The sequence below is a fragment of the Agrococcus pavilionensis RW1 genome (genome assembly GCF_000400485.1).
GTDB classification, from domain to species: Bacteria; Actinomycetota; Actinomycetes; order Actinomycetales; family Microbacteriaceae; genus Agrococcus; species Agrococcus pavilionensis.
This window is the reverse complement of the sequence record NZ_ASHR01000021.1, coordinates 59,726-80,341: the sequence shown is the minus strand read 5'-3', so window position 1 is coordinate 80,341 and position 20,616 is coordinate 59,726. Positions and strand designations below refer to the sequence as shown.

The window sequence follows — 20,616 nt, the reverse complement described above, 5'->3', positions numbered from 1 at the left end:
CAGTTCAGGGAAGTTCGGCGTGATCGGGCGTGGCCGCGTGCACCCGCACCCACTCGTGCATCACGATCGCGGCCGCGGCAGCCGCGTTGATCGACCGCGTCGACCCGAACTGGCGGATCTGCACGTGCGCATCCGCGACCGCCATCGCCGCGTCGGTGAGCCCCGGCCCCTCCTGCCCGAACAGCAGCACGCAGCGCTCCGGCAGCGGCGCCGCGTCGACCGGCACTGACCCCGCGGTGTTGTCGACGGCCACGATCGTGAGGCCCGCGCGCCTCGCCCACGCCGAGAACGCATCCGTCGTCTCGTGGTGCTCGATGCGCTGATAGCGGTCGGTCACCATCGCGCCGCGGCGGTTCCATCGGCGCTTGCCGATGATGTGCACGGCGGATGCGGTGAGGGCGTTGGCGGTGCGCACGATCGAGCCGATGTTGAGGTCGTGCTGCCAGTTCTCGATCGCGACGTGGAAGCCGTGGCGGCGAGTGTCGAGGTCGGCGACGATCGCTTCGAGCCGCCAGTAGCGGTAGCGGTCGACGACGTTGCGGCGGTCGCCGTGCTCGAGCAGCTCGGGGTCAAGGCGCTCGTCGTCGGGCCACTCGCCCACCCACGGTCCGACGCCGACCTCGAGCTGGGGTTCGTCGGCGGGCTGCACCGACCCAGGCTAGGCGTTCAGAGGATGAGGAACGGACCCGTCACGGGCGCCGCCTCGCGCCGCGCCGCTCGCGGTCGCCGGGGCGAGCCCGGCTTCGCGCTGAGGCTGCGCCCTCCGACCGCGACCGCCCAGCCGCACGAGAGCGCGACCGCCCACCACGGCGGGCCGGGGATCTCGGGCGAGGCGGCTGCCTCCGCCGCGACCTCGGGCGTGGGGATGCGCTCGCCCACGACGACGATGCGGTGGCTGTTGATGCCGAGCGGCGTGCAGGTGACGAGGCTCACGAGGTCGCGGCCCGACTCGGGCAGCAGCAGCTCGGTGTCGCCGGGCTCGACGACCTGCACGTCACGCACCTCGTAGGTCAGCACCTCGCCGTAGACGTCGAGCTCGAACGTCTCGCCGACCGCGACCCGGTCGAGGTCGCTGAAGAGCACCGACTCGGGCAGGCCGCGGTGGCCGGTGAGCACGCTGTGGGTGCCGGGGCCGCCGACGGGCAGCGCCGAGCCGAGCAGGTGGCCGACGCCCTTCCGCAGGGTCTCCTCGTCGGTGCCGTGGTAGATCGGCAGGTCGACGTCGATGGAGGGGATGCGGATGCGTGCCATCACCTCGGCGGGGCCGAGGTCGAGCTGCTCCTCGTAGGCCGCGACGATCGCCCGCTGATCGCTGAGCGGCGTGCGGCCGTAGGGGTCGATGAGCGCGCCGCCCGTGAGGGTCTGGTTGTAGGCGCGAGCGGCGGCGAGCTCCTGCTCGCGGCCCTCGGGGCCGAGCTGGTCCATGACCTCGGCGTAGGCGCTCACGCGCTGGGACTGCTCGAGCTGCGAGAACCAACTCGCGATCGTCGGGTAGAGCAGGATCGCGATGCCCGCCATCACCATCAACGCGGCGACGAGCGAGGTCGCGCTCGCCGTGCGCCGGCGGCGCTGCGGCGCGGCGGCGGCGGGGGCCGGCGCGGGCGCTGCTGCGATGGCGGTCACGCTGCTCCTCGGAAAGGGTCGAGCCCCCGCAGCAGCGGCTGGGGTCGCTGCTGCGGGGGCTCGGTCCGGATCAGGCCTGGTTCCCGGCCTGGGTCTTGCGGCGGCGGAGCAGCACGAAGCCGAGTCCGCCGAGGATGAGGCCGGCGCCGCCGATCATGAAGGCGGCCTGGCCCGCGCCACCGGTGATGGGGAGCGTGTAGGCCGGCACCTGCGCGTTCGTGACCGTCAGCTCGATGTCCTCGTTCGTGCCCACGGGCACGTCCACGGTCCACGACGACGTGCCGCCGATCTGGAACCCCGAGGGCGCGCGCTCCTCGCGGACGACGTACTGCGCGGAGCCGTCCACGTTCGTGCGGAGGCCGTGGATCGTCACGATGCCGTCCGCGCCCGATGTGAACTCGGTCGCACCGTTGATCGCGAGCGGGTTCGCGAAGCCCGTATCCGTTGTGGCGTAGACGCTGAAGACAGCGCCCTGCAGCGGCGTCGCGGTGGCCGTCGCGTCGGTCTTGAGGATCTCGATGCCGCCCCAGTTCTCCATGACCTGGTTCGACGTGACGACGCCGTTGCCATTGACGACCACGCGACCGGTGTTGGCGACCTTGCCGTTGGACGTCATCGCGACGACGGTGGTGTCGATGGTCACCACGACCGCAGCACCGGGGTTGGTGCGCAGCGCGGAGACGCCCGCACCCTCGAAGGTGACGGTGACCGTGCCGCCCGCGGTCGCCGGAGCGGTGACGGAGAAGCCGGTGCTGGCGAGCGCGGTGCCCGCGACGCTGACGGTGGCGGAGCCCTCGACGTAGTCGAGCGTCGGATCGAGCGCGTCCTCGATCGCGTAGCTCGTGAGCGAGGTGTTCTGCGAGGCGATGGGAGCGCTGGACCGGATCGTCCAGGTCAGCTTCGAACCGAGGCCCTGGGGGGCGTAGCCCGAGACCTCCTTCGAGGCACCGATGACGGAGTTCTTCGGATAGACGTGCACGTCGTACTGCCACGTGTTGTTCTCGGCCTGCGGCACGGCGACGATGAAGGGCGCACCGGGGATCACGACGTTCGAGCTGCCGTTCGTAACGGTCGGGAGACCCAGTTCCTGCACGATGTACGCGCCCAGCGGGAGGCTCCCGAACTGCGCGACGCCCGCGCCGAGGGTGGCGTGCGTCGCCGTCGTCAGCTGGCGCGCCTCGCCGAGGGAGTAGTTGTCGGGGTTGGCGACGATGTCGCTCGCGCTCATCGCGGGCAGACCGGCCCAGTCAGCGTTGTCGCGCACGTCGAACGTGCCGATCTGCCGGATCTGGAAGCGCACGCCGTTGATCGGCGCTTGGCCGGCGAGGTCAGCTGCCGAGAGCGGCGAACCGGTGCTCGTCGGAAGCGCCGTCGCGGGCTGCTCGTATTTGTGGATGACGATCGAGCCCTGGCGGTTCGTGTCGATGTTCGGGGCGGCGGAGGCGGGCAGCGCCCCGCTGAGGATCGTCACGGTCGCGATCGCGGCCGCTCCGAGGCCGGCGGTGATGCGCGCCGCGCGGCTCTTCTTGATGGTTGCCATGGGGGCAGTTCCCTTCTGGATTCGTGCAAGGAGCAAGCTGATGGACGGGGTCTTGGCGGTGGGCCTCTCGACGAGTCCCGGATCGCGCTGCGCCGAGCGGCGCGAGCGGAAGATGATGAACGCAAGGGCGAGCAGCAGCAGCGCTCCACCGCCCATCACGTAGGTGTCGGCGCCTATGCCGCCGGTGAGTGGCAGCGCGAGCGCGGGCACGGGGGCGTTGACGAAACGGTAGACGTGGTGCTCGCCCGCGGGCACCTGGATCGTCGGATCCGTGACCGTGACCCACGCGTCCTGGCCGGTCCGCCGCTCGAGGCGCAGCCCGAGCGACGCGTAGTCGCTCCGCTCGGTGAGCGTGTAGCTGTGACCGGGGCGCACATCGAAGCGGTTCGCGTCCACGCCGCTCGCGATCTCGGTCTCGCTGCCGCGCGTCGAGGTCGCGGCGAGCCCCGCGAGGCTCGCGGGCGTCGCGGTGAGGGTGAACATGTCAGCGCGCAGCGTGCCGCCGGCGGTCGCATCGATGTGCTTGAGCAGCGTGAGGCGAGCAGTCGAGATCGTGACGGTGCAGATGACCTGCGTGCCCTTGACGAGCGAGACGCCGGATGCGGTCACGGGCACGATCGCGCCGCTCTGATCGCGGCACGCCCAGCTGCCGACCTGCGCGTAGGAGGCGGGTCCGCCGCTGTGGCTGAGCGCATACGCGACGCTCGGAGTGACGCGGGCGGTGGCCGAGGCAGTGCCGGTCGCGCCAGCGGGGCCGGGAAGGGCGCTCTGGGGACCCGTGCCGCGCAGCTGCCACTGCGAGGCGAGCCCGGCATCGCCGAAGCCGATGGTGTTGGCGAGCGTCAGCGTCGTGGGCAGCTCGCGGTTGATGAACGTGCACTCGACGGTCGAACCGGGAGCGACGTTCGCGAGCGTCACGCCGCCTGCGCTCTGGATGATGTGCGTCGTCTCGGTGCCGTCGATCGCCGTCAGCACGCACTCGCCGCTCGAGAACACCCAACCGGCGCGCTGCGTCTCCGAGATGGTCATGCTGGCGCGCGCCGCGAGCGAGCCGAACGGGACAGTCCATGTGGCAGTGCCGTCCGCTGCTGTCGTCTTGGTGGCGGGCGATGGCGGCGTCACGGTGCCGGTCGTGGATCGCACCGCTGCCGTGACCTGCCAACCGACGCCAGCCTGGACCTGCTGTCCGTCGGCAGCGGTCGTGAGCTTCGTGACACTGACCGTCGTCACGAGGGGAGAGTTGGTGAAGGTGCAGACGATGTTGGCGCCCGCGCGAGTGATGGCGAGCTGGCCCTCGGTTCCCGTGCCGTTGCTCACGAGCGTGCCGAGCTCGTCGCGGCACGCGTAGCTGCTCGCGTAGCCGCTCGCGGCGCCTGACGCCATCTGCTCGCGGATGCGGTAGGTGCTGCCGGTGATCACGGGCACCGGGCCGACCTGCGCTGCCTGTCGACCGGCTGCTGTCCCGGTGGTGGTCGCCTCTGCGATCACCGTCTGCGACGCGCTCGGCAGCAGCTGGAGGCGGAATTGATCAGTGGGGTTGACGCGGTTCACGACATTCTTGACGATCGTCACGGTCGCAGGGGACGCGCAGCTGGCGAGGTCGGTGCTGGTGGCCCCTCCGACAGCGAGGCCGCTGGTGAGGTCGCCAGAACCGATCTGCTGCCAGGTGGCCGGATCGAAGCGTCGAGCGCTCGTGCCGCTGCCGAGGTAGATGGTGCCGTCACTGTCGAAGGCGACGCCATTGATGTTCGTGAAGTTCGAGATCGCCGCGGGCGCCGAAGCACTCGCGATCATCTCACCGCCCGCCGCTGCGGCGAGCGCCGCGCTCGAGACGGTGAAGGAGGTGATGCTCGAACCGCTGCTGCGGATGACGTGAAGGGTGCCGTCGGCGCCGAATGCGATGTCACCGTTGGAACTCGCCGCTTCACCGCTCGGCAGCCCGGTGTCGACCCAGCCAGCGAGCGCGCGCACCCCGGTCGCGGGGTCGTACGAGTGCAGGCGGAAGACCGTGCGCTGGTTGAAGGACGAGAAGCCGCCGAAGTAGTACCTGCCGTTGGCAGGGTTCATGGCGCCGGCGACCAGCGCGACGGTGTTGCCCGTCGTGTAGCCCGTGCTGGGGAGCACCACCCAACCGCCGGCCGCGGTGTACCGGAGGATGCTCCCGACGTTCTGCGAGCCGCTGCCCGCTCGCGTGTGCGCATAGATCGCCGAGCCGCCCGCCGCGACGGCGAGTCCGTTGACCTCAGTCACGCCGCTCCACCGCCCGAGCGTGCTGACGGCGGTCGACGCGCTGCCGCGGTAGACCTGTCGGACGATGCCGTCGCCGGTCACGGCGTAGAAGTAGCCCGAGGTGCAGAGCACGTCGTCGGAGTCCTTCACGAGGACGAGGTCGGCGAAGCCGTAGCGGTCGTCGCTGGGCCAGCTGTTCTCGGGCATCTCGACCCACGCCCACGCACCACCCGGGTAGGTATAGCCGGTCGGCGGCGTCACCATGCTGATGCGGTAGCGCGTGATGTCGTTGCGGTTCGAGTAGACGGAGACGGCTGTGACCTGGAACTCGCCGGGGTTCGGGTCCTTGTCCGCGCCGGTGCACTGCGCGGCCGTGGCGGCGATGCAGTCGACGACGGTCATCGGGGTCGTGCTCCAGTCGCGGAAGCGGTATCCGCTGAAGAGTCCCCAGGTATAGCGAGCCGACTGCAGCTGCATCGTCGCCCCCGCGATGGGCACGCCGTTCGCGTCTTTGACCGCCCAGTGGACGTACGGAGGAGCGATGGTCGTCTCGGGGCCACCGACGGCCATCGGCGCGACGACGGCGGCGGCGCGCGCCGGCGCCGTGACGGGCGCCGGTGTGGGTGCAGCCGAAGGCGTGGGCGCCGCGGGAATTGCCGTCGGCGCGGGCGTCGCCGACGGCGACGGCTCGATGGCCGGTTCCGGAGTCGCCGACGGTGCCGGGGTAGCAGTCGGCTCCGTTGCCACAGGGGCGACGGTCGGCTCGGGCGTCGCCGTCGGCTCCGGCGACGGCGTCGGCTGGGGAGCGGCGCTCGTCGCCGAAGCCGAGGCTGCGGACGGGGCGAGGGGCGTCAGCGGGAGCACCATCGCGGTCGCGAGCACGATGGCAGTGGCGACGGCTCGGAACGAGCGTCGGGCTGCGAAAGTGCGCGTGCGCATGCGGATTCTGCTCCTCGTGACGGAGTTGGAATGAAGGGGTGACCGGGAGCACGGCCAGCGCTCGCTGGGCGGCACGGTGCCCTCCGGTGGGATGTCTTCAACGTATTGAGTCGAACTCAAGTAACCGGTTCCAAAGGCGCAGGGGCGGCTGAGTTTCGCTTGACGAAACCTCAGCATCGTCCAAAGTCGCTTCAAATTCGAAGGATCAGACATCGCACAGTTGTGCCCGTACGCTGTTTCCATGCGCACCAGGGCAGACATCGAGTGCTGGCTCACCGACATGGACGGCGTCCTCGTGAAGGAGGAGCACCCGCTCCCGGGCGCGCAAGAGCTGCTCGAGCAGTGGCAGTCGCAGGGCGTCGAGTTCCTCGTGCTCACGAACAACTCGATCTTCACGCCCCGTGACCTCTCAGCGCGCCTGCGCGCATCCGGCCTCGTCGTGCCCGAGGAGCGCATCTGGACGAGCGCGCTCGCGACCGCCGATTTCTTGCACGACCAGATGCCGGGCGGATCGGCCTACGTGATCGGCGAGGCGGGCCTCATCACCGCGCTGCACGACGCGGGCTTCACGATGACCGACACCGATCCCGACTTCGTCGTCGTGGGCGAGACCCGCTCCTACTCCTTCGAGGCGATCACGAAGGCGATCCGGCTCATCGCCGACGGCGCCCGCTTCATCTCGACGAACCCCGACGCGACGGGCCCGAGCGAGGCCGGCATCCTGCCCGCGACCGGCGCGATCAACGCGCTCATCACGAAGGCGACCGGCCGCGTGCCCTACATCGTCGGCAAGCCCAACCCGATGATGTTCCGATCCGCGCTCAACAAGATCGGCGCGCACTCCGAGGTCACCGGCATGATCGGCGACCGCATGGACACCGACATCGTCGCGGGCATGGAGGCGGGCCTCCACACCGTGCTCGTCATGACCGGCATCTCGAACGCTGCGCTCGTCGAGACCTACCCGTTCCGCCCCGACGAGATGCTCGCGGGCGTGCACGAGCTCGTCGAGCGCACCCCGGTCGAGTCGGAGCTCGACGAGCCGCACGTCGACGTCTGACGGGTCGACGGCACGACGGATGCGGTGAGACGGCCGGGCGCTCAAGCCTCCGAGAGCAGGCGCACGACGTTGGCCGCGAAGAAGCCCCCGCCGGTCGCGACGGCGACGGCGGCGGGCGCGACGAGCTGGTCGAGCGGCCGGTGCGGCACCTCGCGCGCGTCGAGCCCGTCGAGCCGGATCCAGCCGAACAGCGCCGCCCTCGCCCGCCGCACGACCATGCTCGCGAGCGCGAGCGCCGCGACAGCGGCCGCCGCCGAGACGAGCAGCCACACCCACGGGATGCTCGCGCCCGGCGCGGCCTGGAACGGCGCGAGCGCGAGCGCGACGAGCATGACCGGCAGCACCCACCACGTGGTCGGCGGGCCGAAGCCGCGGGCGACGACGATGGAGAGCAGCGCCGCGACGCCGAGCACGACGACGCCCATGAGCAGGCCGCCCCAGCCGGCCACCTGGCAGACCGTCGCCGAGTGGATGCCGCACGCGCCGTCGTCGAACGAGATGAGCAGGCCGCCGGCCTTCGCGGCGGCGGCGGCGCCGTAGCCGACAGCCGCCCAGGAGGTCAGCAGCCCCAGCCAGCCGGTGCCCGGCTCGCCGGCGACGATCCGCGGCGGCGGCTTGAGGAGGCGGTCGACGAGGCTCACGCCTCCACGCTACGCCGCTGGCCCGAGGCCGCGAGCGTCCTGTCGTCGGCGCGCGCGAGCAGCCGGTCGACCTCACGCACGGCCGCGCGACCGGCGCGGTTCGCACCGACCGTCGACTGGCTCGGGCCGAAGCCGATCAGGTGCACGCGCGGCTCCCCGACGACGCGCGTGCCGCGCACCGGCACGGCGCCGAGCTCGTTGCGCAGCCCGAGCGGCTCGAGGTGGGCGAGGTCGGCCTTGAAGCCCGTCGCCCAGAGGATGGCGTCGACCGTCGTGAGGGTGCCGTCGGCCTCGCGCACGCCATGCGGCTCGATCGCAGTGAACATCGGCCGCCGCTCGAGCGCGCCGCGCACCTTCGCCGCGCGCGCGTACGGCGTCCAGATGAGGCCGGTGTAGGAGACGACGCTGCCGGTCGGCCTACCCGCCTCGGCGTCGGCAGTCACCTGCTCGATCACCTTGCGACCGGTGATCTCGGGCACGAAGTCGCCCTCGAGGAAGACCGGCTCGCGGCGCGTGTACCAGCGGGTGTCGCCGACGCGCGAGAGCTCCTCGAGCAGCTGCACCGCGGAGATGCCGCCCCCGACGACCGCGACGCGCTGCCCGGCGAGCTCGTCGGCCGACACGTAGTCGCGCGTGTGCAGCTGCCTGCCCAAGAATCGCTCGGCGCCCGGGTAGTGCGGCAGCACCGGGTTGTTCCAGGTGCCGGTCGCGTTGATGACGGCTCGCGCGCGCCAGCGGCCCGCGCTCGAGTCGACGAGCAGCTCGCCGTCGGGGTCGTCGTCGGCGCGCTCGACCGAGCGCACGGCGACGGGCCGCAGGATCGGGAGCGCCATCTCGCGCTCGAAGGCGGCGAAGTAGCGCGGCACCGCGGTGCGACTCGGCTCGTCCGGGTCGATCGGCGGCTGCGGGAAGCCCGGCAGGTCGAAGATGCCGTTCACCGTCGCCATCCGCAGCGACTCCCACCGGTGCTGCCACGCGCCGCCGGGCGCCGCATCCGCGTCGAGCATGACGAAGGTGCGCCTGGCCCCCGGCTCGTCGAGCGCGCTCGCGAAGCCGCGCTGCTGCAGGTGGTAGCCAGCCGAGAGCCCGGCCTGGCCCGCGCCGATGACCACGACGGCCGCTCGCCGCTCCCCCTGCTCCCGCACCGCCACCCCCTCGCCCGCTCGTCCGAACCGCGACGACTGATGCAACGGCTGCGTCGGCTTGACGATTCCGCGAGCACACGCCCGGCGGCGCGCTCCCTGCTCGAGCCAGCGGTGCGGGCCGCACCGAGCTCCTGCGCTCAGCTCAGTCGCGGCGGGCTCCAGCCGTGCCGTCATCGTCGGGGTCGTCCGTCGGCTCGTGCCCGACGAATGCGTCGCCGCAGCGCAGCCTCGGCTCGAGCAGCGGCGGCGCACCGCCGCCGATCGCGACCCAGCGCTCCTCGATCGTGACCGTGCCGTCGGCGATGGGCTCTCCGAGCGCCGCCGCGAGATCTGGTCTTCCCATGCGGCTCGCGAAGCTCGCGAGCGCCGCCTCGTCGAAGTCGCGGTGCACGCCGCGCGCGATGACCCACAGCGGCGCGCGCGGGTTCCTCGGCACGAGGCGCTGCAGCGTGGCGTCGCTCGTCGTCATGAACAGCGCCTCGAGGAAGGCGGTGGAGACGAGCGACGAGACCGCACCGGCGTGGAGCACCTTCCGGTCGCCCTCGCGGAGGATGCGGATCTCGAACTCGGTCGTCACAGGCTCCTGGCGGCGTGCGCCTCGCAGCCTCGCACGGTCCGCGCGCGTCGAGATCGCGGCGGACAGGTGCGTCGTGAGGCTGTCGGTCTCCTTCGTGCGCTGCACGGCTGCTCCTCGCAAGCGTGGTCGGGTCGTGGATCGATGGGTGACGGTGTCGTCGTCAGCCGTCGGTTTACAACGTAAACCACAGTAGCGTTGGGCGCGAGCGCGGGCCACCGCACCGAGAGGGAAGACGGATGACGAAGCGATCGACCAGCAAGCCGGCGTCCGCCGCGCCCACCCGGCGGCTGAGCCAAGAGCTGGTCATCGACGCCGCCCTCGCGCACATCGACCGATCCGGGCCCCACGGCCTCACCATGCGATCGCTAGCGCAAGACCTCGGCGTGGAGGCCATGGCGCTGTATCGCTACGTGCACGGCAAGGAGGACCTGCTCGAGGGCGTCGTGAACCGGCTCATGGGCGACCTGACGGCAGAGCTCGACGAGGAGCTCGCCGAGCACTGGCAGGGCTTCCTCCAGATGTTCGCGCATCGGGTGCGGCGCATCGCGATCGAGCACCCGAAGGCCTTCCCGCTCGTCGCGACCCGGCACCCGGCGGCACCGTGGCTGCGCCCGCCGCTGCGCAGCGTCGAGGTCGTCGAGACCCTGCTCAGCACCCTCGTGCAGCAGGGCTTCAGCGATCAGCAGGCCGTCACGACCTACCGCCTCTTCAGCAGCTTCCTGCTCGGGCAGCTGCTGCTCGAGTCGTCGGTGCGGGGAGCCGACACCGGTCCGGTCGAGGAGCCGCTCGACGAGGGCGACGCGACCATCCCGCACGCTGACGGCGAGCTCATGCTCGACGACGCGCCGGAGGTCCTTCGTCTGCGGCCCCTGCTGAGCGAGGACCGCAGCGACGAGGAGTTCGAGATCTCGCTCGAAGCGCTGCTCGACCGCCTGGACAGCGAGCTCTCGCAGTAGCGGCCGCGACGCCCGTGAGCCCCGCCGCGCCCGCGACTCAGAACGAGAAGAGCACGACCTGCAGGGCCGACGCGATCAGCGACGCGAGCGCCGAGATCGCGATGCCGAGCGCGATGCCGGCGAGCACGCGCGCCGGCTCGCGGCGGAGGATCGAGACGATCGCGAGCGCCGCGGCGATGGCGCCGAGCACCGCGCTGAGCGCGCCGACGCCGCCGCTCAGCAGGCCGATGCCCGAGGGGTCCAGGCCAGCGCGGATCGCTCCGCTGAGCACGAGCACCATGAGCGGCCCGGTGAGCACCTCGAGGCCGGCGACGACGAGCGCCAGGATCGCGAACGTCCGGCCGCCGCGGCGCGCGGGCGGCGGCGCGTACTGCGGCGGCCGCCCGGCCGTCGCGTGCGGTGGGTGCTGCGGTGCGGCGTCGCTCATGCGCACACCGTAGGCCATCCCGCCCGACGTGCCCCAGCGCATCCGCCGTATCGTGGTCGGCATGATCCCGAGCGACTGGATGCCCCACCGACGGCCCGACGGCGAGACCGTCGGCTACCTGCGGATGGTCGGCGACGACTTCCAGCCGATGGATCTGCTCGGCCGTCCGCTCGCCGAGGCGAGCGACTGGCTCGCCGCCGAGGAGGCGCTCGACGACCACTCGATCGCGTGGCTGATGGATGCGTTCCTGCTGTCGCTCGACGACGGTGACGTGCGCGTGCGGGTGACGGAGGTGACGCCCGAGCGGGTGCGCGTCAAGCGCGACGACCTCGGCGCGGTCGGCGGCGACGCCCGCTTCTGGGAGCTGCCGGTGCCCGAGACCGGCCGGCTGCGGCCGGCACCGCCGCTCACCGAGTGGCCGGGGATGGGCGGGGCCTAGGCCGGCCCGAGGAGCCAGGCGATCAGCAGCATCACCGGCAGCGAGCCGAAGGTCGTCAGCAGCACGATGTCGCGGGTGATGAGCGTCGCGCGGTCGTAGCGCAGCGCGTACTGGTACATGTTCTGCGCGCTCGGCAGCGCCGCCATCACCGTGCACGCATAGACGAGCTGCTCGTCGAGGCCGAAGGCGAAGCGCGCGAGCGCGAACGCCACGACCGGCATGATGAGCGACTTGAGCAGCACCGCGAGCACGACCTCCTTGCGGCCCGAGCCCGGCTGCAGCGGCCGCTCGCCGCGCAGCGAGATGCCGAACGCGAGCAGCATGAGCGGCACCGCCGCTCCGCCGAGGATCTCGAGCGGCGCGAGCACCGGATCGGGCAGCTCGATCTCGAGCGCCGACACGAGCGCCCCGAGCGCCGAGGCGATGAGCATGGGGTTGCGGAGCGGCTGCGTCAGGATCCGGCCGACGGATGCGCGCCCTGCGCTCAGGATGTCGAGCGTCGCGAGCAGGGCGGGGGCGAGCAGCAGCAGCTGGAGCAGCAGCATCGGGCCGACGAAGCTCGCGTCGCCGATGACGTAGATCGCCACAGGCAGGCCGATGTTGTTGATGTTCGAGTAGCCGGTCGCGGTCGCGGCGAGCGCGATGCGGCTCGGGTCGCGGGTGAACCAGATGCGCGCGACGACGGCGTAGATGAGTGCGACCGCGATGAACGCGACGAGGGCGACCGCGAGCACGCTCGAGAAGAGCAGGCCCACGTCGGCTTCGCTCAGCACCGTGAACAGCAGCGCGGGGCTCGCCGCGAAGAAGCTCGTGCGGTTGAGGACGAGCCGCCCCTCCTGGTCGACGATCCGGAAGCGCGCGAGCAGCCAGCCGACGAGGATGACGAAGCCGATGATGCCGAAGCCGATCAGCACTCCGCCCACGTGACCTTCTTCCCGCCGCTGTCAGACAAGCAAGTCTGGCACGAGCGGCGGTCGCTCCCCGCTCCAGCCCGCTACTGCGGCTCGAGCCCCAGGTCGCCGAGCGCGATCGCCGCGCGGTACTCGACGCCCGCCGCTTCGATCGCCGCTTGCGCGCCCGTCGCGCGGTCGACGATCACGGCGACGGCGACGACCTCTGCGCCGACCTTCCGCAGCGCCTCGATCGCCTTGAGCGGGCTGCCGCCGGTCGTCGACGTGTCCTCCACGACGACGACGCGCTTGCCGGCGAGGTCCGGCCCCTCGATCTGGCGGCCGCGGCCGTGGTCCTTCGGCTCCTTGCGCACGACGAACGCATCCACCTCGAGCCCGCGCGCGAGCCCCCGGTGCAGCACGGCGTTCGCGAGCGGGTCGGCGCCCATCGTGAGGCCGCCCACCGCCGCGACGTCGGGGATGTCGGCGATGAGGTCGAGCAGCACGTCGCCGATCAGCGGCGCGGCGCGGTGGTCGAGCGAGAGCTTGCGCAGGTCGATGTAGTAGCTCGCGCGCTTGCCGCTCGTGAGCACGAAGTCGCCGTGGAAGACGGCCTCGTCGCGGATGAGCTGGATGAGTCGGTCGCGCGCGGTCACGCCCACCAGGCTACTTCGCGGATGCGTCAGGACGCGTCGGTCGGCACGGGCACGCTGTCGGCGCGCGGCCGCATGCCGGTACGCGGGTCGCGGCCCGCCCACGCGACGAGGAGCTCCGAGCGGGTCGCGCCCGCGGGCGGCTCGACCGGCGCGTCGAAGATGCCCGGTCGGCGCACGGCCGCCTCGTCGGCGCTGTCGCGGAACGCCTCCATCCACTCGAGCAGGTCGCCGGGGAACTCGAGGTTGCCCGCGAGGCCGACGCGAGCGGATGCCCACCGCACGTCCCACGCGTGGAGCGCCATGTCGAGCGTCGGCAGCGCGAGGTCTGCGAAGGTCTCCTCGACCGCGACGTGCGCGGCCGATCGCAGCTGCGCCGCGAGCTCCTCCCAGCGCTCGACGGCCTCGAAGTCGCCGCCCGGGCCCATGAGCTCGAGGTGCGCCCGCTCCCCCGCGTCGGCGGCGCGGCCCAGCAGCGCGGCGCCGCCGTGCTCGGCCTGCACGCCCGAGACGTGGCGGATGACATCGGCGATCGACCAGTCGGTGCACGCCGACGGCAGGCCGAGCCGATCGGCCCCGGCTCGCGCCTCGGCGGAGAAGAGATCGAGCGCCTGGAGATAGCGTTCGCGCGCGTTTCCCATGCATCCAGTGTGCACCAGGGGTACACGCGCGCCCGCACCCCACGCATCCGCCGCCCCATCTAGGCTCGGAGCATGCGCATCGCCACCTGGAACGTGAACTCCGTGCGCGCTCGCACGGCCCGCATCGTCGACTGGCTCGAGCGCAGCGACGTCGACGTGCTCGCGATGCAGGAGATCAAGTGCAAGACGGAGCAGTTCCCCTACGCAGCGTTCGAGGCCGCGGGGTATGAGGTGCAGGCGCACGGGCACAGCCAGTGGAACGGCGTCGCGATCGCGTCGCGGCTGCCGATGACCGAGGTCGAGCGCGACTTCCCGGGCCAGCCCGGCTACGCCAACACCGGCGATCCGGTGGTCGAGGCGCGCGCGATGGCCGCGACGGTCGAGGGCGTGCGGCTCTGGAGCCTCTACGTGCCCAACGGCCGCGAGCTCACCCACGCGCACTACGGCTACAAGCTCGAGTGGCTGCGGGTGCTCACGGGGCTGCTCGACGAGTGGCGCGGGCAGCCGCTCGCGCTCATGGGCGACTTCAACATCGCGCCGCTCGACACCGACGTGTGGGACATCGGCGCCTTCGACGGCTCGACGCACGTGTCGGTGCCCGAGCGGGAGGCGTTCGGCGCGCTGCTCGAGGCGGGCCTCGTCGACGTCGTGCGCGACCGCGCCCGCGGCTACACCTACTGGGACTACAAGGCGGGGCGCTGGAACAAGGACGAGGGCATGCGCATCGACTTCGTGCTCGGCAGCCCCGAGCTCGCCGACCTCGTCACGCGCGCGGCGATCCACCGCGACGAGCGCGCGGGCGACGCGCCGAGCGACCACGTGCCGGTCGTGGTCGACCTCGACCTCGAGACCGAGCTCGACGACGACCGCCCGATGATCTTCTGATGGCGGATGCGTCGGGTCGCGCCGCGCGCGAGGCGGTGCGGTCGTGAGCACGGAGTGGGACGACGAGGAGCTCGAGCCGCAGCGCGAGTGGACAGCGGCCGACCGCTGGCGGCTCGCGGCCTGGGCGCTCGTGTTCGCGAACATCTTCGGGGTGCTGCTGCTCGCGCCGGTCGGCGACGGCTCGCTCGGGAATGCGGCGCAGGCCTCGGGCGCCGATGACGGCCCCGCGCGGTTCCTGTTCTGGGTGACGCTGCTCGCCTGCACCCTGATCGGCAACGGCATCGGCGCCGCTGCCGCAGCGGCGAAGCAGCGCTGGGCGATCCTCGCGCCGGTCGCCGCGGCGGTCGGCAGCTGGGGCGCCTTCCTGGTCGCGTCGACGCTCGTCTCCTCGTAGGACGGATCTCGCACGAGTCCGGCCCGGCGCGCCGGCTCGGTCGGCGAGGGCGAAGGCGTCGTGGTCGTCAGTCCAGCGCCCAGTGCGCATCCGTCGACCCGCGATGAGCGTCGAGGGCGGGCATCCCGAGACGATCGCGCATCGATCACCTCCATGGGACCGCCGCGAGTGCTAGTCGTCGGATTCCGCGCGCAGCTCCGCGCTGCCGCGCTCGCGCTGCTGCAGCTGCCGCAGGTACGCGTTGTACGCCTCGGTGTCCTCGTCGGCACGGCGCACGTCCCGTGCGGCTCGACTCGTGTCCTGGAGTCGCCACCGCGCGAGCGTGACGATCAGCATCAACAGCAGCGGCAGCTCCCCGAACGTCCACGCCAGGATCCCCGCGACCCCCTGGTCGCGGAGCGGGTCGACACCCCACGAGTCGGGCGTGGAAGTCGTGAAGTAGGCGACGAAGGGCGTGGGCGAGAACAGCATCACGAGCCCGAAGGCGGCATGCACCTGCATCTCGAGGAAGATGTCGAACATCCGGCTCGGGTAGGTGGTCCGCCGCGGCAGCGGATCCGACGACACCAGCGGCGCCGTGATCACGATCCCAACGACGAGGAAGGCGACTTCGAGGACGACATGGCCGATCGAGGTCGGCAGCAGCGCATCCGCGATGCCACCGACGTAGAGGCCGAAGAAGGACAGCAGCATCAACGGGATGACCAGCACCGGATGCAGCGCGAGCCGGGCCGCCCTCGAGCGCAGCGCGCACAGTGCGACCCGGAGCACCGTGCTGCCCAGGCCGCGATGCGGCGTGGCGCGCAGCAGCAGGGTTCCCGGAGATCCGAGCACGAGCAACGGGGCGATCACCATCGTCAAGGCGAGCTGCTGGAACATCAGGATGGAGAACATCAGCTGGCCGTAGGCGTCGATACCCGCGCCGGTGACCACCGCCATCAGCAGGCAGGCGAGCAGGAAGCAGGCGGTTCGCAGCCAGGGCCAAGGGTGCCCGTGCCGCCGCAGTCGCAGCACACCGGCCAGGTACGCGATGGCGAGGACCAGCGCGAGCGCCGGCAGCACCGGCACCGCCGGAGAAGCCGGCAGCAGGAACTGCTCGAAGCCCGGTGGCGGCAGTGGGCCGATCGAGCCGGGGCCGCTCATCGCGGCTCGCGATCGCGTGAGCTGGAGCGGCGAGCATGCGCAGCCCGCTGCTGCATCCCTCCGGGGTGATGCACGGCGCACGTCGCGATCGACACGGTGTCCGCTCCTCCTCTGATGGTCGCGCGATGCCGCCGCGCCGTCTTGAGCGCGCTGTCGGCCCGCTTCCAGACTCGGCCCAGGGCGCTGGCAGGAGCGGCGGTCGCTGCAGCGCCAAGCGTACCGGCCCACGAGCCGATGACGCAGGCTCCTCGGCTACTGCGGCGAGGAGCGGTCGTCGCGCGCACCCCGCGTGACGCGGGCCATCGCGGCGACGGTGGCGGCGCACGGCGGGATGAGCCAGGCGGCGAGCGCCGTGGCGACGGCCTCGCGACTGCCGGTGACGAGCGCCTGCAGCAGCACGATCGGGAAGGTCGCCGCGGCGACGAGCAGCGCCGCTCCCACGAACCAGAACGCCGAGTAGCCGCGCTGCAGCACCCAGGCCCGCCCGACCACGAGCAGCGCCCAGACGGCAAGCGGCGCTGCAGATGGCAGCGCCCAGCCCGCGAGCGCCTCGGCGGGCCCGCCGCCGCTCGGCAGCGGCACGCGCAGCAGGTCGCTCACCCCCGGCGAGGCGGTGCGCTCGAGCACGAGGGCGGCGAGCAGGTGCACGGCGATCGCAGCGACGATCCGCCCTCCGATCGGCAGCGCGGCGCGCGATGACAGCGAACCCTCGTTCACAGCCCCTCCCGCTCCTGCTCGATGACCACCCTCCAGCGTGGCGAACCCGCGAGGCTCGCCGAGCCGACTTGGCGGCCTCCTGAGGCGATGCTCAGTGCCCCGCGCAAGAGCGTTGCGCGAGACCGCAGGCTCCGCCGTGCCACTCGGAACGGGCAGGAAACGGCGGCCGGAACGCAAGATACGTGCGCCGGGCGGCCCATACGCTGGAAACGCGCACAGACGGTGCGCCTCACGGGCCGATCCGGCCACCCGCAGCCCGCACCGACCGCCAGGGAGGCTCCCATGACGATGACCCAGGCCACCGCCGCCGACCTCCGCCAGCACCCCGCCTGGCTCCGCATCAAGGCCGCGGCGACGGCGCTGCAGCCGCTCCAGTCGAAGAGCGGCGCCATCGACGACGCCGCGCACCACGAGAGCGCGCGCGCCCACGTCGCCGACCTGACCCAGGGCATCCGCGACATCGCCCCCGAGTTCCCGCACGACGCCGCCTACCTCGACCAGGCCGCGCGCGACTTCGAGCGCTGGGCCGCCTCGGGCTTCGGCGAGCCCGACTTCTTCGACGCGCTCGTGCAGTTCCAGCCGCAGGAGCACCGCGTCGACGGCCTGCAGCACCTCGTCGTCTTCCCGATGTACACCCAGAACGGCTCGCCCGACCGCAAGGTCGAGGCCGTGGTCGTCGAGGTCATCTGGCCCGAGTTCATCGCCGACCTCGAGGCTGGCGACTACTCGAACAAGCTCTTCGTGCCGCTGCGCTTCATCGACTTCACCGCCGGCTACGACACGAACTCGGCCGTGCTCTTCCCCGAGACGGTCGCGATGCGCGAGATCCCGGCGTTCACGTGGGGCGCGATCTTCCAGGACCGCGAGGCCGCCCGCTTCCGCCGCGTCGTCGAGGCGGCGTGCGACGTCACGAAGCTCGAGCTGCCCGCCGACGCCGCCGAGATGCTCGCCGACCAGGGCCTCGCCGAGCGCACCTTCGTCATGTGGGACCTCATCCACGACCGCACCCACATGCGCGGCGACCTGCCGTTCGACCCGTTCATGATCAAGCAGCGCATGCCGTTCTTCCTCTACTCGCTCGAGGAGCTGCGCTGCGACCTCACCGCGTTCCGCGAGGCGGTCGCGATCGAGCGGCGCATCGCGGCCGACGAGCACGCGACGGATGCCGACCGCGACCTCGCGAAGCACGCGAAGCTCGTGCAGTACGCGGTGATCTTCGACCGCATCTTCCGCTTCGCGATCACGGGCTCGCGCGTGCGCAACTACGACGGGCTCGGCGGCCAGCTGCTCTTCGCGTGGCTGCACCAGCACCGCGTGCTGCACTGGACCGACACGCAGCTCGCCTTCGACTGGGACGAGGTGCCCGACGTCGTCAACAAGCTCGGCGAGGCGATCGAGCTGCTCTACTGGAAGTCGATCGACCGCCCCAAGGTCGCGCACTGGCTCGCTGCCTACGAGCTCGTCTCCTCCGTCGTCGAGCCGCACCCCGCATCCGCGTGGAAGGCCGGGAACCTGCCGCTCGACGGCACGCCGCGCCAGCTCACCGACCTCGTGATGGACGACGAGTTCCCGCTCTCGATGTTCTACGAGGCCTTCGAGAAGAAGATGCGCGACGTCATCGCCTCGACGAAGGGCATCACCGCCGAGACGGTGTAGCCGCCGCTCCTCCTTCGCAACGGGTGCGCTCGCACCGACGGGGTGCTGGTTCGCCAGCACCCCGTCAGTCGTCCTGCACCCGTCGCAGGGCCCAGCTCACTCCATGTGGAGCTTGTCCTGCACCTCGCCGGCGATCTTCTCCATCGTGTTCGGCTTGGGCGTCGTGCCGTACCAGCGCGCATCGGGCTGCGTCGCTGGCGGCATCGGCACGCCGGGCTCGGGCTCGCTGCGGTAGGAGAACTCGCCGTGGCCGTCGGGCGTCGGGCCCTTCGCCCAGCTGCCCTCGCTCGCGGCCTCGCCGTCGCTGAAGTTGATGTACTCGTACGACACGTCGGTGTGCTCCTTCCGCTGCGGGAAGTTCGACGGCACCGGCCAGCCCTCGAGGCCCTCCTCGCGCAGCTCCGCCGCGGCGGCCATCCACTGGTTCTGGTGCATCGTGTCTCGCGCGAGCAGGAACTTCAGCAGGTCGCGCACGCCGTGGTCGTCGGTCATGTGGTACAGCCGGGCGACCTGCACGCGGCCCTGCATCTCGGCGTTCGCGTTGGACGTGAAGTCGGCGAGCAGGTTGCCGCTCGCCGTGATGTAGCTGCCCTGCCACGGGTTGCCCATCGAGTCGACGGGGCGAGCGCCGGCACCGGCGACGATGCCGTGCTGGATGTCGGTGCCGCCGACGACGGCAGCGACCGTCGGGTCGGACTGCACGGCGTCATCGGTGATGCCGAGCGGCGCCTTCTCGAGCAGCTGCGCGATCATGACCGCGAGCATCTCGACGTGCCCCATCTCCTCGGCGGCGATGCCGAAGACGAGGTCTCGGTACTTGCCGGGCATGTGCATGTTCCAGGCCTGGAACGAGTACTGCATCGCGACCGAGATCTCGCCGTACTGCCCGCCCAGCACCTCCTGCAGCTTGCGCGCGTAGACCGCATCGGGCTTGTCCGGTGTGGCCTTGTGCTGCAGCTCCTGGCGGTGGAAATACATGTGGTTCCTCCCGAACGATCGAAGCCCGAGACCTGGTGACCTCGGGCGGAGCACCGACGCTACGGGCGGAGCGTCAGCACGCGGCCCGCGTGTCGCATCCGAGCCTCCTGGGAGTCGGGTGACAGAGGACGGGACCGAGCGCGGAATGCACCAGGCATCGTCTCGGTTGGCTCGAGGACACACACTTCTCGAGGAGGACGGCATGGCGAAGATCACGGTGCTCGGCGCGACGGGGTTCGCGGGCGGATGGATCGCGAAGGAGGCCGCGAGCCGCGGCCACGAGCTCACCCTCGTCTCCCGGTCGACGCCGAGCGAGGCACCCGAGGGCGCGCGCGTCATCCGCGGCTCGGTGCTCGACGGCGACGTGCTCGCGCAGGCGCTCGACGGCGCCGAGGTCGTCGTCGGCGCGCTCTCGCCGCGCGGCGACATGGAGGGCAAGGTGGCGGATGCGTATGCCGACGTCGCGACGCGCGTCGCGGAGACCGGTGCGCGGTTCCTCATCGTCGGCGGATTCGGCTCGCTGAAGGACGCCGACGGCGAGCGGATCGTGAACACCGACGCGTTCGCGCCCGAGTACAAGCCGGAGGCGCTCGAGCTCTTCTCGGCGTACGAGCGCGTCTCGGCGATGGACGGCGTCGACTGGACCTACATCTCCCCTGCCGGCACGTTCGGCAGCTTCGTGCCCGACCAGTCGCGCCGCGGCGAGTACCGCACGGGCGGCGAGGACGCGTTCTTCGACGCGGACGGCGGCTCGGTCATCTCCGGCCCCGACTTCGCGCTCGCGGTCGTCGACGAGATCGAGGCGGGCGCGCACCGCCGGGAGCACATCTCCTTCGCCTACTGAGCCCCCTCCCTCCGCTCGTCGAGGCCCGCAGGGCCGCCCCGCCCGCTCGTCGAGCAGGCCCGCAGGGCCCCCTCTCTCCGCTCGTCGAGTAGGCCCGCAGGGCCCCCTCTCTCCGCTCGTCGAGTAGGCCCGCAGGGCCGCATCGAGACGAGATCTCGATGCGGCGGCCCGCCGCCTACTCGATCCACGGGGAGGAGCGCATCGAACGAGTCAAGCGAACTTGACAGTCAAGCGAGCTT

At 71.7% G+C, this 20,616-nt stretch carries 21 protein-coding genes; 8 read left to right on the top strand and 13 right to left on the bottom strand.

Annotated elements, in window-relative coordinates; translation table 11 throughout:
* Positions 1 to 4 precede the first annotated feature (4 nt).
* The 3 genes from L332_RS21580 to L332_RS21570 form a co-directional block, all read right to left on the bottom strand.
* Positions 5 to 649, bottom strand: coding sequence for a TrmH family RNA methyltransferase (locus L332_RS21580; protein WP_021010361.1), 645 nt, complete (start codon positions 647 to 649; stop codon positions 5 to 7).
* A gap of 17 nt (positions 650 to 666) precedes the next feature.
* Positions 667 to 1,623, bottom strand: a complete 957-nt coding sequence (locus tag L332_RS21575) for a class C sortase (protein ID WP_021010360.1) — start codon at positions 1,621 to 1,623, stop codon at positions 667 to 669.
* A gap of 70 nt (positions 1,624 to 1,693) precedes the next feature.
* Positions 1,694 to 5,890, bottom strand: coding sequence for a SpaH/EbpB family LPXTG-anchored major pilin (locus tag L332_RS21570; protein WP_158316705.1), 4,197 nt, complete (start codon positions 5,888 to 5,890; stop codon positions 1,694 to 1,696).
* On the opposite strand from L332_RS21570, the gene L332_RS29385 reads away from it, so the two are divergent.
* Positions 5,883 to 6,365, top strand: coding sequence for a hypothetical protein (locus L332_RS29385; RefSeq protein ID WP_144061040.1), 483 nt, complete (start codon positions 5,883 to 5,885; stop codon positions 6,363 to 6,365). The genes L332_RS21570 and L332_RS29385 overlap by 8 nt on opposite strands.
* Before the next feature lie 207 nt (positions 6,366 to 6,572).
* The gene (locus L332_RS21560; RefSeq protein ID WP_021010358.1) at positions 6,573 to 7,391 is read left to right on the top strand and encodes an HAD-IIA family hydrolase; all 819 of its coding nucleotides are present in this window, start codon (positions 6,573 to 6,575) and stop codon (positions 7,389 to 7,391) included.
* A gap of 41 nt (positions 7,392 to 7,432) precedes the next feature.
* Here the strand turns inward: L332_RS21560 and L332_RS21555 are convergent, their stop codons facing one another.
* The 3 genes from L332_RS21555 to L332_RS21545 form a co-directional block, all read right to left on the bottom strand.
* Complete coding sequence (locus tag L332_RS21555) at positions 7,433 to 8,032, bottom strand: hypothetical protein (RefSeq protein WP_021010357.1); 600 nt, start codon at positions 8,030 to 8,032, stop codon at positions 7,433 to 7,435.
* Complete coding sequence (locus L332_RS21550; RefSeq protein WP_021010356.1) at positions 8,029 to 9,183, bottom strand: NAD(P)-binding domain-containing protein; 1,155 nt, start codon at positions 9,181 to 9,183, stop codon at positions 8,029 to 8,031. Before L332_RS21550 ends, L332_RS21555 begins: the two co-directional genes overlap by 4 nt.
* A gap of 136 nt (positions 9,184 to 9,319) precedes the next feature.
* Positions 9,320 to 9,859 carry a hypothetical protein gene (locus L332_RS21545; RefSeq protein ID WP_021010355.1) on the bottom strand — a complete coding sequence of 180 codons (540 nt, stop codon included), beginning with the start codon at positions 9,857 to 9,859 and terminating at the stop codon, positions 9,320 to 9,322.
* A gap of 131 nt (positions 9,860 to 9,990) precedes the next feature.
* On the opposite strand from L332_RS21545, the gene L332_RS21540 reads away from it, so the two are divergent.
* Complete coding sequence (locus L332_RS21540; protein WP_021010354.1) at positions 9,991 to 10,710, top strand: TetR/AcrR family transcriptional regulator C-terminal domain-containing protein; 720 nt, start codon at positions 9,991 to 9,993, stop codon at positions 10,708 to 10,710.
* A gap of 37 nt (positions 10,711 to 10,747) precedes the next feature.
* On the opposite strand, the gene L332_RS21535 is transcribed toward L332_RS21540, so the two are convergent.
* Entirely contained in the window at positions 10,748 to 11,137 is a 390-nt protein-coding gene (locus tag L332_RS21535; protein ID WP_144061039.1) for a hypothetical protein, read from the bottom strand.
* A 61-nt stretch (positions 11,138 to 11,198) separates the two neighbouring features.
* Here L332_RS21535 and L332_RS21530 point away from each other — a divergent pair, with 61 nt between their 5' ends.
* Positions 11,199 to 11,576, top strand: a complete 378-nt coding sequence (locus L332_RS21530) for a hypothetical protein (RefSeq protein WP_021064980.1) — start codon at positions 11,199 to 11,201, stop codon at positions 11,574 to 11,576.
* Here L332_RS21530 and L332_RS21525 read toward each other — a convergent pair.
* The 3 genes from L332_RS21525 to L332_RS30735 all read right to left on the bottom strand — a co-directional run bounded on the left by L332_RS21525 (position 11,573) and on the right by L332_RS30735 (position 13,760).
* Positions 11,573 to 12,499, bottom strand: coding sequence for an AEC family transporter (locus tag L332_RS21525; protein ID WP_021010351.1), 927 nt, complete (start codon positions 12,497 to 12,499; stop codon positions 11,573 to 11,575). The genes L332_RS21530 and L332_RS21525 overlap by 4 nt on opposite strands.
* 71 nt (positions 12,500 to 12,570) lie before the next feature.
* The gene (gene pyrE / locus L332_RS30740; RefSeq protein WP_021010350.1) at positions 12,571 to 13,128 is read right to left on the bottom strand and encodes an orotate phosphoribosyltransferase; all 558 of its coding nucleotides are present in this window, start codon (positions 13,126 to 13,128) and stop codon (positions 12,571 to 12,573) included.
* Positions 13,129 to 13,148: 20 nt separating this feature from the next.
* A complete protein-coding gene (locus tag L332_RS30735) occupies positions 13,149 to 13,760 on the bottom strand; it encodes a DinB family protein (protein ID WP_021010349.1) in 612 nt (203 codons plus the stop codon).
* Between the two features lie 72 nt (positions 13,761 to 13,832).
* On the opposite strand from L332_RS30735, the gene L332_RS21510 reads away from it, so the two are divergent.
* The gene (locus L332_RS21510) at positions 13,833 to 14,645 is read left to right on the top strand and encodes an exodeoxyribonuclease III (protein ID WP_021010348.1); all 813 of its coding nucleotides are present in this window, start codon (positions 13,833 to 13,835) and stop codon (positions 14,643 to 14,645) included.
* 43 nt (positions 14,646 to 14,688) lie between these two features.
* Entirely contained in the window at positions 14,689 to 15,039 is a 351-nt protein-coding gene (locus L332_RS21505) for a hypothetical protein (RefSeq protein WP_021010347.1), read from the top strand.
* Between the two features lie 171 nt (positions 15,040 to 15,210).
* On the opposite strand, the gene L332_RS21500 is transcribed toward L332_RS21505, so the two are convergent.
* Complete coding sequence (locus tag L332_RS21500; protein ID WP_021010346.1) at positions 15,211 to 16,182, bottom strand: cytochrome c oxidase assembly protein; 972 nt, start codon at positions 16,180 to 16,182, stop codon at positions 15,211 to 15,213.
* Between the two features lie 252 nt (positions 16,183 to 16,434).
* Complete coding sequence (locus tag L332_RS21495) at positions 16,435 to 16,899, bottom strand: hypothetical protein (protein ID WP_021010345.1); 465 nt, start codon at positions 16,897 to 16,899, stop codon at positions 16,435 to 16,437.
* Positions 16,900 to 17,181: 282 nt separating this feature from the next.
* Between L332_RS21495 and L332_RS21490 the strand changes: the two genes are divergently transcribed.
* Positions 17,182 to 18,555 carry a DUF6421 family protein gene (locus L332_RS21490; protein ID WP_021010344.1) on the top strand — a complete coding sequence of 458 codons (1,374 nt, stop codon included), beginning with the start codon at positions 17,182 to 17,184 and terminating at the stop codon, positions 18,553 to 18,555.
* Positions 18,556 to 18,651: 96 nt separating this feature from the next.
* On the opposite strand, the gene L332_RS21485 is transcribed toward L332_RS21490, so the two are convergent.
* On the bottom strand, positions 18,652 to 19,533 hold the full coding sequence (locus L332_RS21485; protein WP_021010343.1) for a manganese catalase family protein: 882 nt from the start codon (positions 19,531 to 19,533) through the stop codon (positions 18,652 to 18,654).
* Between the two features lie 202 nt (positions 19,534 to 19,735).
* Between L332_RS21485 and L332_RS21480 the strand changes: the two genes are divergently transcribed.
* On the top strand, positions 19,736 to 20,377 hold the full coding sequence (locus L332_RS21480) for an NAD(P)-dependent oxidoreductase (protein ID WP_021010342.1): 642 nt from the start codon (positions 19,736 to 19,738) through the stop codon (positions 20,375 to 20,377).
* Positions 20,378 to 20,616 lie beyond the last annotated feature (239 nt).